The following is a 12,496-nucleotide window of genomic DNA, read 5'->3' on the forward strand; positions in this document are numbered from 1 at the left end:
AAGCCATGCCAAAACGTAACGACCTACAGAGCATCCTGATCCTCGGCGCCGGCCCCATCGTCATCGGTCAGGCCTGCGAATTTGACTACTCCGGCGCCCAGGCCTGTAAGGCCCTGCGCGAGGAGGGCTACCGCGTCATCCTGGTGAACTCCAACCCGGCCACCATCATGACCGACCCTGAGATGGCCGATGCCACCTACATAGAGCCCATCACCTGGGAAGTGGTACGCGAGATCATCAAGAAAGAGCGCCCGGATGCCGTGCTGCCCACCATGGGTGGCCAGACTGCACTCAACTGCGCGCTGGATCTGGAAAAGCATGGCGTGCTGGCCGAGTTCGGTGTCGAGATGATCGGTGCCACCGCCGACGCCATCGACAAGGCCGAAGATCGCCGCCGCTTTGACATCGCCATGAAGAGCATTGGTCTGGAGTGTCCGCGCGCCGGTATCGCCCACAACATGGAAGAGGCGTGGGGCGTGCAGCAGATGGTCGGCTTCCCCTGCATCATCCGCCCCTCCTTTACCATGGGTGGCTCGGGTGGCGGCATTGCCTACAACACCGAAGAGTTCGTTGAGATCTGCGAGCGCGGTCTGGACTTGTCGCCGACCAAGGAGCTGCTGATCGATGAGTCGCTGATCGGCTGGAAAGAGTACGAGATGGAAGTGGTGCGGGATCGCAACGACAACTGCATCATCGTCTGCACCATCGAAAACTTCGACCCCATGGGTATCCACACCGGTGACTCCATCACGGTCGCGCCAGCCCAGACGCTGACCGACAAGGAGTTCCAGATCATGCGCAACGCCTCCATGGCGATACTGCGCGAGATCGGCGTCGAAACCGGCGGTTCCAACGTCCAGTTCGGCATCAACCCGAAAGATGGCCGCATGGTCATCATCGAGATGAACCCGCGGGTGTCCCGCTCCTCTGCGCTGGCCTCCAAGGCGACCGGCTTCCCCATCGCCAAGATTGCGGCCAAGCTCGCCATCGGTTACACCCTCGACGAGCTGATGAACGACATCACGGGCGGTCGTACTCCGGCCTCCTTCGAGCCGGCCATCGACTACGTGGTCACCAAGGTGCCGCGCTTCAACTTTGAAAAGTTCGCCGGTGCCAACGACCGTCTGACTACCCAGATGAAGTCGGTCGGTGAAGTGATGGCCATCGGTCGCAACTTCCAGGAGTCCCTGCACAAGGCGCTGCGCAGCCTCGAGACCGGCAAAACCGGCTTCGACCCCATGGTTGACCTCAATGCCCCGGACTCCCTGACCCGCATTCGTCACGAGCTGCAGGACGCCGGTTGCGACCGTATCTGGTATATCGCCGATGCGTTTCGCGCCGGTCTTTCCATGGACGGCATCTTCAAACTGACCAAGATTGACCCCTGGTTCCTGGTGCAAATTGAAGATCTGGTGAAGCTGGAAGAAGAGGTGAAAGAGCGCGGCATGGCCGGTCTCGATGCCGACTTCCTGCGCGCCCTGAAGCGCAAGGGCTTCGCCGACGCGCGTCTGGCCAAGATCCTCGGCGTGGCCGAGGGCGAGGTGCGCAAACTGCGTGCCCGCCACAACATCTTCCCGATCTACAAGCGGGTCGATACCTGCGCGGCCGAGTTCGCCACCAACACCGCCTACATGTATTCGAGCTATGACGAAGAGTGCGAGGCCAACCCGACCAATCGTGACAAGATCATGATCATCGGCGGCGGCCCGAACCGTATCGGTCAGGGGATCGAGTTTGACTACTGCTGCGTGCACGCGGCACTGGCCCTGCGCGAAGACGGTTACGAGACCATCATGGTCAACTGCAACCCGGAGACCGTCTCCACCGATTACGACACCTCCGACCGCCTCTACTTCGAGCCGGTGACCCTGGAAGACGTGCTGGAAATCGTGCGCATCGAGAAACCCAAGGGCGTCATCGTCCAGTACGGCGGCCAGACCCCGCTCAAACTTGCACGGGCATTGGAAGCGAACGGTGTGCCGATCATCGGTACCAGCCCGGATGCCATCGACCGCGCCGAAGACCGCGAGCGCTTCCAGTCCGCCGTTGAGCGCCTCGGCCTCAAGCAGCCGGAAAACGGCACAGTCACCGCGTTGGAGCAGGCGGTGCTGACCGCCGAGCGGATCACTTACCCGCTGGTGGTGCGCCCCTCCTACGTGCTGGGTGGCCGCGCCATGGAGATCGTCTATGACGAGACCGACCTGCGTCGCTACTTCGCCGAGGCGGTGAGCGTTTCCAACGAATCGCCGGTACTGCTGGACCGCTTTCTGGACGATGCCACCGAGCTGGACGTGGATGCCATCTGTGACGGCGTGGACGTGGTCATCGGCGGCATCATGGAGCATATCGAGCAGGCCGGTATCCACTCCGGTGACTCCGGCTGCTCCCTGCCGCCCTACACCTTGTCCAAGAAAATTCAGGACGAGATCCGCGAGCAGGTGCGCAAGCTGGCACTGGAACTCGGTGTGGTCGGCCTGATGAACGTGCAGTTTGCGGTCAAGGGCGATGACATCTACCTCATCGAAGTGAACCCGCGTGCCGCCCGCACCGTGCCCTTCGTCTCCAAGGCGACCGGTGCGCCGCTGGCCAAGATTGCCGCCCGCGTCATGGCCGGCCAGAGCCTGAAAGATCAGGGCTTTACCACCGAGATAATCCCGCCTTACTACTCGGTGAAAGAGGTGGTACTGCCGTTCGCCAAGTTCCCTGGGGTTGACCCGTTGCTGGGGCCAGAGATGCGCTCTACCGGTGAAGTAATGGGGGTGGGCAGCAGCTTTGCCGAGGCCTATGCCAAGGCCCAGCTGGGTGCCAGCCATGCGGTGCCGAAAGAGGGTCGCGCGCTCTTGTCGGTGCGTCACAGCGACAAGGCGCTGGTGGTCGATTTGGCTGCCAAGCTGCTGGAGCTGGGCTACGAGCTGGATGCCACTCACGGCACCGCAGTGGCCCTGGGTGAAGCGAGCATCAACCCGCGCCTGGTCAACAAGGTACACGAGGGTCGCCCGCACATTCTCGACCGCATCAAGAATGGCGAGTACACCTATATCGTCAACACAGCCGAAGGGCGAGTGGCGATTCAGGACTCCAAGCAGTTGCGCCGCGCCGCCTTGCAGCACAAAGTGGCTTATACCACCACCATGAATGAGGCGTTTGCCACCTGCATGGCCATCAGCATGGATGCCACCGCCAACGTGAACTCGGTGCAGGAGCTGCATCAGAAGGTGAAAAACCGCTAAGCATTGCGTAACAAGGGCAGGGGAGTCTTTCTCTCCTTCTTTGCACAACACTTGCGAACCCTGAAAAACCCCGCCAGCAATGGCGGGGTTTTTGTTTTGCGGCGCCAGCACTGCGTAAACAGTATTGGCCTGATTTCACATCGACAGGGATAGATAATCCCTTAAAGTGAACTAAATGTGACAATGATTGCGCAATTTTCGATTTATACCGCAATCTTTGCAATCACTCACCCGACTCTCCTCTATATACTGGTTTCTCATCACATAAGGTCGTCTGCGCCTGCAACAGCGGGGTGCGAGGATCAGGGCCAGTTGCTTATCCGGTAGCCGAGGCCGTCCCCTTTTACCCAGAGGGGCCACAGGAAACCGGTTGTGGGGTTACCACCTGCGCAACCGTCAGGGCCAGCGTTACCGCGCAAGCCAGCTTCCCCCTCCTTACCCCGTTTGCTTGCCTGCCCAGTCGCGTCGTTGCTCACCTTCATTGCCCGCAACGGCGCCGCGCCTCAAGGACATCAGCCAAGGGAATCTGAATATGAGCTTCGATCATCGCAAATACCGCCCCGCCCCCGTTATTGCACTGGCGGACCGTCAATGGCCCAACCAGGTGATGACACGGGCGCCGCTCTGGTGCGCCGTGGATTTGCGCGACGGCAACCAGGCGCTGGTCGAACCCATGACGGTGGCCCAGAAGCTGCAAATGTGGGCGTTGATGATCCATGTCGGCTTCAAGCATATCGAGGTAGGCTTCCCGGCTGCCTCCCAGCCTGATTTCGACTTCGTGCGTGAGCTGATCGATCGCAATCTCATTCCCGATGACGTCACCATTCAGGTGCTGGTGCAGGCCCGCGAAGATCTCATCGCCCGCACCTTTGAATCGCTCAAGGGGGCTAAACGCGCCATCGTCCACGTCTACAACTCGGTCAACCCGACCCAGCGCAACTATGTGTTCAACACAGGGCGCGAGGGGGTCAAGGCCATCGCCGTGCAGGGTGCGCGCTGGGTGCGCGACCATGCGGCGCGCAACCCTGGCACAGAGTGGAGCTTCCAGTATTCGCCGGAGAGCTTCAGCAGCACAGAGGTGGAGTTCGCGGTAGAGGTGTGCGACGCCGTCATCGACGAGTGGCGCCCTGCTGGCCGCCCCATGATTCTCAACCTCCCTGCCACGGTCGAGGTGAGCACTCCCAATGTGTTCGCGGATCAAGTGGAGTGGTTCTGCCGCCACCTCAAGGCGCGCCCCGAGGTGAGCATCTCCATCCATACCCACAATGACAGGGGCTGCGGGGTGGCCGCCGCCGAGCTGGCTGTGCTGGCGGGGGCCGATCGCATCGAGGGAACCCTGCTTGGCAACGGCGAGCGCACCGGCAACATGGACATAGTCACCATGGCCATGAACCTCTACAGCCAGGGGATTGATCCCGAGCTGGATCTCTCAGACATGGACGCCATAGTCGCCACTGTGGGCGCCTGCACCCAGATAGCCCTGCACCCGCGCCACCCCTACGCGGGCGAGCTGGTCTACACGGCGTTTTCCGGCAGTCACCAGGATGCGATTCGCAAATCTCTGGCGGCCGAGAAACCCGATGCCTACTGGGACGTGGCCTATCTGCCCATCGATCCCGCAGACCTTGGCCGCAGCTACGAGGCGGTGATCCGCATCAACAGCCAGTCCGGCAAGGGCGGTGTCACCTATCTGCTGGAGCGCGACCTTGGCCTGCAACTGCCGCGCTGGCTGCAAATCGACTTCAGCCGTCGGGTCCAGGCACAGGCCGAGGCAAGCAGCAGCGAAATCAGCCCGGAACAGATCCGTGCCCTGTTTGAGCAGCATTACCTCGAGCCAGTACACGGCTATCGCATTGGTCGCTTCCAGCTTGGTCACGACAGTCAGGAGAGTCTGCGCCTCGAGTTGCAGACCCCGAACGGCACCTTGCACCTGAGCGGCGAAGGGGAGGGGGCCATCACGGCGCTCGTCAACGGCTGGGAGCGCCAGACTGGGATGCACATCGACGTGCTCGATTATTCGGAACATGCCCTCACCGCCGGCACAGAATCTCGCGCCGCCGCCTATGTGCTGCTCAGCGTCGATGGCCAGCGCATGTGCGGGGTCGCCATCGGCCGCGACGTGGTCAATGCCTCCTTGCAGGCGGTGATCAATGGTGCGGCGCAAATTGAGGCCCTGCGCCAAACGGCTTGAGTGCATGTCGCCAAAGAGCCCATCCGCTTGCAGCAGCCCCGCCCATCCGACGGGGCTGCTCGATTGCGCCAGCGGGTGCTGCGTCAAGGCATCTGCGCCTTCAGATCCGCCTGTCAATCCTCTACAATGAGCGCCTGTTTGCGTTCGGAGCCGCTCCGTTCGCGTGACTCTCGTGTGCCGGGCGCCTAGCGCCTTGCCCCTGCATCGGAAGCCTTGATGATATTTTCCTCACCCCTTGTTCCCACTCGGCTCGCCATCCTGCCTCTCTTTGCAATCCTGTTGCTTGCCGGGTGTGCCAGCGACCCGACGGCGCCCAAGCAAGATGTCGCCATGAGCGCCCAGCAGGCCAAACAACCTATCGCCATGCAGCCACGCAAACCGGCAGACATGAAGAGCCGCATAGTGCGGTTCTTGCCGCGTCAGGTGCCAGACAAGCAGGGCTGGGCCAATGATGTGGTGACGGCGCTCTCGACGCAGGGAGTGACGGTAAGCGATCACAATGTCTGCACTGTGCTGGCGGTGGCCGAGCAGGAGGCCACCTATCAGGCTGACCCCGTGGTGCCGGGCCTTGGCAAGATTGCCTGGAAGGAGATAAATGCCCGCGCCGCCAAGCTGTTGATCCCGGAATTCGTGGTGCGCACGGCCCTTGGCATCAAGTCCCCCACCGGCAAGAGCTATGCCGAGCGCATCGACAAGCTTCGCACCGAGCGGGAGATGAGCGAGATCTTCGAGGACATGATCAGCATGGTGCCCATGGGCAAGACGCTGTTTGGCAACATGAACCCGGTGCATACCGGCGGCCCCATGCAGGTGAGCATCGCCTTTGCCGAGGCAAATGCCCGTGGCTACCCCTATCCCGTCAAGGATTCCATTCGCCATGAGGTGTTCAGCCGTCGTGGCGGTATCTGGTTCGGCACCAAGCACCTGTTTGGCTATCCCGCCGACTACCCGGATACCCTCTATCGCTTCGCCGACTTCAATGCGGGCTGGTACGCCAGCCGCAACGCCGCCTTCCAGGCTGCCGTCAGCCGACTGAGCGGCAAAACCCTGGCGCTGGATGGGGATCTTGTCCGCTATGACTCAGACTTGCCGGGCAAGACTGAGCAGGCTGTCTATACCCTCGCCAGTCGGGTCAATATGAGCAAGCAGGCGATCCACCAGAGCCTGCGCAAAGGGGATACCGCCGAATTTGCCCAGACCGACCTCTACCACAGGGTCTTTACCCTGGCCGACAAGCAGGCTGGCAAGCGGCAACCCCGCGCTATCCTGCCCGGCATTCAACTCAAGAGCCCCAAGATCACCCGCAACCTCACCACCGCCTGGTTTGCCAAGCGAGTGGATGACAGGGAGCAAGCGTGCGTGAAACGGCTGGGATCCTTGTAATCGCAATAACAAAGGCGGCCAGTGGCCGCCTTGATTATTTTTTCTTAAAACTAGGATTACTCAATACTTTAGATTGGTGCCTTACAATTACCTCTACTTGAATGGATTTTTGCCAATTCAACTTTAAACCCCATGTTAGTTAGTCTTCTTGCATGATGACGTAAATTGACTTTTGAAAAAAAAGGTAAATGTAGTTCTCCAGAAGTGCCCTGCATTATTGCTAATATTATTCTGTATTTTCTAGGTGAATCCTCAATGTTAAATCTGAGGCTGAGATAGGTATCTTCTAAGTATTTATTCACTTGAGGTTGAACTGATGGGTCATTCATTAAACAGTCAATTGCAACTGATGCTTGCGCAAATAAATGGCTCAAAACAGATGATGATGAATATTTTTTCACATGAATAAATGCGTTACACTGTGATAGTAGATCACAAAACTCAATTCTATTCCCTGTGTTTATAGGTCGAATCAATTTCCGGTCCAGAAGCGCAAAATTTTCTCCATCCGCTACAGTCATTAGATATTCTGCCTCATTCATTCCATTAAAGTCAGGGAAGTCAATGTCGGATCTATCCATGTTCTTAAAAAAGCTATTTATTGATTTTGAAAACTCGTTGTTAACTCTATACCAATACTCATCATTTAGAATGTATGTTTCATCACCTAATAACACTTCTGCATTCAAACAATGATAAACCGACCATGAACCCACCTCTTGTTCAGAAGCATTAAATCTTTTTATTTTTTTACGTTTGAGGGATTCCACTGATATTGGTTTCCGCATATGGGCTTCTTTAATTAATATATTTAAATTTAATTCATGATGAAAACAGGGTGAGTAAGCCTTTGATGAACGATAGACGAATCCAGATAGGTCACTATAATCGATGACTTCAGGTGGTGATATCCAAATGTTCTCGAGCAGGTCGTCATTTATTGATGATAATATGTTGTCATTTAGTATGTTTATTAGAGTTGGATCTGATATAGGCTGAATAAAATCAACCCATGGATATTTCTCTTTGTAAGTTTGTTCTTTATATGCAGAAATCAATCTATCTGCGATATCAGGAAGGGTAGATAATTCTACTTCAGTGTATAAAGAAACGGCATCACTCCCAGAAACTACTTCATTCATATCGCAGTCACTTTCTATAGATGCACATATAGACTTTAATATTTCTTGATCAAATTCAAAGTCGAAATCATTCACATTGGTACTTTTTGATGTTTGGGACTTTGTTTTTAACGAGACACGATCAAGAGTGGATTTGTCTATAGACTTTATTTTTTCAGCATCCCCTAGATTGAGTGCCACACGTAGACCAAAGCCTCTCTCTATCATATGCGAGTAAAGCATCGATTTTCCATATCCAAAAGTAAATGTCAGATGCCTTTGTTCGGCCGGGACAATCAGAAGGCCTTTTAACGACTTCGTGTTGAAATTAAAATAGTCAATCCCTTCAATTGGGTTGAATAACTCAGCCCATTTAGGTTTATTAAATGATTCACTTAGATAAAGAATGCAGTCTCTCTCAGCAAGAGTGAAATTTATGCCTTTGGGGATTTTTTTGGGATCGACCGCATTTCCTGCTTCAACCCCATCTTTGATTAGATATGCAATGGTGTTCAATTTCATAAGTGGCCCTGCTCAAGAATAATCTAAGTAATTTAGAAAAATTTTCCTATCTGAAACTGGCTATGCCTCTACATTTCGGAAACCCGCTGCATCCCCAAAACTGATTGCCCTTGTTCTCACCCCGAGTCGCGGTGCGCAATACCATGGTGCTGCCACATCTAGGGCAGAGCGGAGACGGTTTGTCCGGTGGCAATACGCTCTGTAACGGCTTGTCTACTACTGGTTGCCTGATAGGCGTGCGGGTGGAAGCATTGTTGGCGGGTGGGCTGGCATGGCGCGTCTTTAGCAGGGCCACATGCTGTTTATGGGTTTGCCAGTTGGCGGCCAGTCGTCCTTGCTGGATTGTCTCGACAACTTGAATGACTTCGGCAGGGGTCAGTACGGGAGTGGTCTGCCTTTTGATATGGCTGACCAGCCCTCGGCGCATGACGTTGTCCGGCATGGGGGTCTTGAAGGTGCAGTCGCCAATAAAATAGACGATAGAGTGCAGTTGGTGATCCGCCAGCCCCAGCAGGGTTTTGAGCGTCATCACATGCAGATAGTTTTGATGAAGAGGATTCTGGAAGCCGTGCCTGCGTCGGTATAGCTGCTGGGTCCAGCGCTTGTGTTTGGGATCACCGAAGATCCACCCTTTCATGTTTTTGGTCTCGATAACAAACACCCCGAAACGGGAGACGATCACGTGATCGATCTGGGTTGTGCCCTGCTCGAGCGGCAGCGTGACATTGTTCAGCAGATGATATTCCCGCTTGTCGAGAAAGAGCCGGATGCTGAGGGTGATCAGCCACTCTCCGACCATGCCCTTGAACCAGGGGGTTTTGACTATGGTCATCAGCAGCAACAATGGGATCACATACCAGAGTTGAGCCAGCAGGGCGGCAATAAGGGGGGTGAAATCCATTTCATCTCTCCTTGACCCCATCACCACTCCTTGGTGACAGGAATATTGGTCAGGGGTGCTCACCAAAGGTGGCTCAAGCATTCAGCCCCCAACCTGTTGCCATTAACCGGTCAGTCGGGCAACCGGATTGGACACCTGGCTGGCGTTATCCCCATGGTTGGGCGTCGAAAAGAGCTACTGTAGCGATTTAATCAGGACGAATGTGTGACAAATCCCACTGACTGTGTGACTCATCAGTGATTTATAACCGGTGGCGCTGCTGGCAGCTAGAGGGCGGTGGCTGAAGGTCAGGCGTCGTTGCTTGAGGCCTTATGCGAGGAGAAGGCACGCAGGATCCAACAAAAGAGGGTGGGTTGCTCTTTCGTGTGGCGATCTCAGAAACTCATCGCCAGCCCGACGCCGTAGCCGCTGGTGTTGTGGCTGAACATATAGCGGGCTACCAGCCGGGTGCGGGTCACTATGATGTCGTACTTGCTGCTGTCGAGTTCTATCCCGAGCCCCAGCGAGTTGAGGGAGTTGAAACCGAGCAGGCCCCTTTGCTCGCCAAGATATTCGGTGCGAGCCCCTTCCATCACGTAGCGCAGCGGCTTGTCCAGCAGTGTGAGATTGCCGATGGGGGCGCGGCGGCGCAGGTAGAGGCCGAGGTTCTCCGCATTGGCCTGACCGGTTACGCTGGCCGAGGTGCCGCCAAAACTTTGCAGATGCTGGTAGGAGTAGCGCAGCTCAACGTCGATATCCTGCTGTGCAGAGAAGAGTTCATAGTCGAGCATCAGGGCGCCACCCAGGCCGTAGACATCGAGCCTGCCGCCATCGAGAAAGTCGAGGTTCCTGCCTGTGTATTGGCCCAGCAGCCAGTTGCCGATGCGCAGATCGCTTGCCACAGTACCCAGCGTGACGTTGCCGATGGGGCGCAATAACCAGTTGCCGCCGTGACGATCCTGATGCAGATGAAGATCCCAGCCGATGCCACCCGTGGCGGTGAGACTGTTCCATCGGGTGGGGATAGTGCGACTCTCGCTGCCGTTGCTCACCACGAACTTGGGATCGTAGCGGCTAAAACCCAGGGTCCCTTCCAGATAGATGGGCACACTCTCGCTCATGGTGGCGCCGCCCCCCATCTGGGTCATGTTGAGCGCCGACGACGCCGTTGTGCTGGTGTTGCTGCCGATGTCGAGGTTGCTGGCTGTGATGTCGGGCACCACAGTGAAGGTCATCAGCGACACCACTGCGTTGGCACGTTTTTGTATTAGTGACGACTCTTCTGCCATGGCGCCATGGCTGAGCAAGGGGGTGATCAGCAGGGGCAGGGTAGTGCGAAGGGTAGTGTGTGTGGGCATGCCTTGTTCCCCCGAAGCCGGTTGTGATGATGCGCCGTTTGACTGTAGCGACTTTTTATCATCTTGGCAGCCCAAGGGTGAGCCGGTTGAAGCTTATATATCGCCGAGCCGGAGTGCTCGTCCAACCCTTGTCCTGCCATTCGCTTTTTGTATTGATTGCTGACTTTGTGCCAGACATTAATTTTTTGTTCACTTGCGCGGGTGTATAACAAGAGCCCCTTCAAGGAGGGAAAGGGGATGGCGACAGGGAGTGTCAGCCGCAGCGGGGGCCATCGGGTCCCCCCGGGATGGATGCTCACTGACGTTGATGGGAGTCACCAGATGCAGGATATGCTGCTTGCCATATGGCAACAGGACTTTGACCAATTGATCCAGATGCAGGCGGCGGGCCTGCTCGTCACCTGTCTGGTGGTGATCCTCTTTCTCGAGTCGAGCTTCGTGTTTTTACCCCTGCCCGGTGACAGTCTGGTGCTGCTGGCCGGTGGCCTGGTGGGGATGGGGGTGCTCGGCCCCGAAGTGACCCTTGTCTACATGCCGCTCGCCGCCGGGATCGGCAGCCTGATCGCCTATCTGCAGGGCCATGCGCTGCACGGCACCTCCTTTATGGGCCATGTGGAGCGGATGATCCCGGACGGCAGCCTGCCACGGGCCTCGCGTCTGCTGCACAACTACGGTTTCTGGGCTCTGTTTTCCTCTCGCTTCGTGCCCTTCGTCAGGGTGCTGACGCCCATGCTGATGGGGGTCTCCCGCCTGCATCTGCCCCAGGTGGTGATGGCCAGTTTTGCCAGTGCCTTCCTCTGGGCCCTGCTGCTGAGTCTGGTGGGCAAGTTCGTGATGGCGGCGCCGGCGTTCGTCCAGTATCACGAATTGATGACCAAGTGCCTGCTGGTGACCTCCCTCGGTCTGTTCGTTATCGCCATGGCGGCCATCGCCATCCGGCTGTTCAAGCGCCCGACCAATCGCATTCGCTGAGTGATATCCGGGGGAGCGCAGGGCCCCGGGTTCTCCATTGATTTACCAATGGCATTGGCTAGGCCCAGGCGGGCCGCCAATGCCGCCCATCAACCATCAAGCAGGTACTTTATGCCATGTCGTGACACCCTGAGCCTTCGTCCCCTCGAGCGGGAGGATTTGAAATTCGTACATCAGCTCAACAACAACGCCAGCATAATGCGTTACTGGTTCGAGGAGCCTTACGAGGCTTACATGGAGCTGGCCCAGCTCTATGACAAGCACATCCACGATCAGCAAGAACGCCGTTTCATCCTGGAGGTGGAGGGCACCAATGTTGGCCTGGTGGAGCTGGTGGATATTCGCAGCATCCACCGCCGCGCCGAGTTTCAGATCATCATAGCCCCCGCCTATCAGGGGCTGGGCTATGCCAAGACAGCGACCCTGAAGGCGATGAAGTATGCCTTCAACGTGCTGAATCTGCACAAGTTGTATCTCATCGTTGACAGTGACAATGCCAAGGCGCGACACGTTTATCAGTCGCTGGGGTTCGCGCCGGAGGGGGAGCTGAAAGAGGAGTTCTTCATCGATGGCAAATATCGCACCGCCATTCGCATGTGTCTGTTTCAGCGTGATTTTCAGGCAAATGCTGCCAACAGGGTCTAACGTTTCCTGACATTCTGGTGCCGATGGGGGCAGGGCTGCACTGGCCGATGCCAGTGATGCGGCTCTCTTTGTCGGCACCTTTCTCGTGACAGGATAAAAACTCAGGCCATTTGAGGCAGAATTTGTGATGCCTATCTGTTACACTTCGCGCCCGCCATTTTCCGGCTCATTTTCTGACTTGATGTCGGACGCAG

General features: G+C 56.7%; 8 protein-coding genes. 5 read left to right on the forward strand and 3 right to left on the reverse strand.

Annotated features, from left to right (window positions below; genetic code table 11):
* Positions 1–5: 5 nt before the first annotated feature.
* From carB to GWQ27_RS10560, 3 genes are all read left to right on the forward strand, one after another.
* Positions 6–3,230 carry a carbamoyl-phosphate synthase large subunit gene (carB, locus tag GWQ27_RS10550; RefSeq protein WP_275907307.1) on the forward strand — a complete coding sequence of 1,075 codons (3,225 nt, stop codon included), beginning with the start codon at positions 6–8 and terminating at the stop codon, positions 3,228–3,230.
* A gap of 532 nt (positions 3,231–3,762) precedes the next feature.
* Positions 3,763–5,421, forward strand: a complete 1,659-nt coding sequence (gene leuA, locus GWQ27_RS10555; RefSeq protein ID WP_275907308.1) for a 2-isopropylmalate synthase — start codon at positions 3,763–3,765, stop codon at positions 5,419–5,421.
* 216 nt (positions 5,422–5,637) lie between these two features.
* Positions 5,638–6,804, forward strand: coding sequence for a DUF1615 family protein (locus tag GWQ27_RS10560; RefSeq protein WP_275907309.1), 1,167 nt, complete (start codon positions 5,638–5,640; stop codon positions 6,802–6,804).
* Positions 6,805–6,872: 68 nt separating this feature from the next.
* Here the strand turns inward: GWQ27_RS10560 and GWQ27_RS10565 are convergent, their stop codons facing one another.
* The 3 genes from GWQ27_RS10565 to GWQ27_RS10575 all read right to left on the reverse strand — a co-directional run bounded on the left by GWQ27_RS10565 (position 6,873) and on the right by GWQ27_RS10575 (position 10,685).
* A complete protein-coding gene (locus tag GWQ27_RS10565) occupies positions 6,873–8,447 on the reverse strand; it encodes a TIGR04141 family sporadically distributed protein (protein ID WP_275907310.1) in 1,575 nt (524 codons plus the stop codon).
* Positions 8,448–8,493: 46 nt separating this feature from the next.
* A complete protein-coding gene (locus GWQ27_RS10570) occupies positions 8,494–9,348 on the reverse strand; it encodes an NERD domain-containing protein (protein WP_275907311.1) in 855 nt (284 codons plus the stop codon).
* 374 nt (positions 9,349–9,722) lie between these two features.
* Positions 9,723–10,685, reverse strand: coding sequence for a hypothetical protein (locus GWQ27_RS10575; protein WP_275907312.1), 963 nt, complete (start codon positions 10,683–10,685; stop codon positions 9,723–9,725).
* Positions 10,686–11,006: 321 nt separating this feature from the next.
* On the opposite strand from GWQ27_RS10575, the gene GWQ27_RS10580 reads away from it, so the two are divergent.
* Positions 11,007–11,657, forward strand: coding sequence for a DedA family protein (locus GWQ27_RS10580; RefSeq protein ID WP_275907313.1), 651 nt, complete (start codon positions 11,007–11,009; stop codon positions 11,655–11,657).
* 111 nt (positions 11,658–11,768) lie between these two features.
* Positions 11,769–12,302, forward strand: coding sequence for a spermidine N1-acetyltransferase (speG, locus tag GWQ27_RS10585; protein WP_017413054.1), 534 nt, complete (start codon positions 11,769–11,771; stop codon positions 12,300–12,302).
* The last annotated feature ends 194 nt before the right edge of the window (positions 12,303–12,496 follow it).

It is taken from the genome of Aeromonas sp. 5HA1 (genome assembly GCF_029237245.1).
Classification (GTDB): domain Bacteria; phylum Pseudomonadota; class Gammaproteobacteria; order Enterobacterales; family Aeromonadaceae; genus Aeromonas; species Aeromonas salmonicida.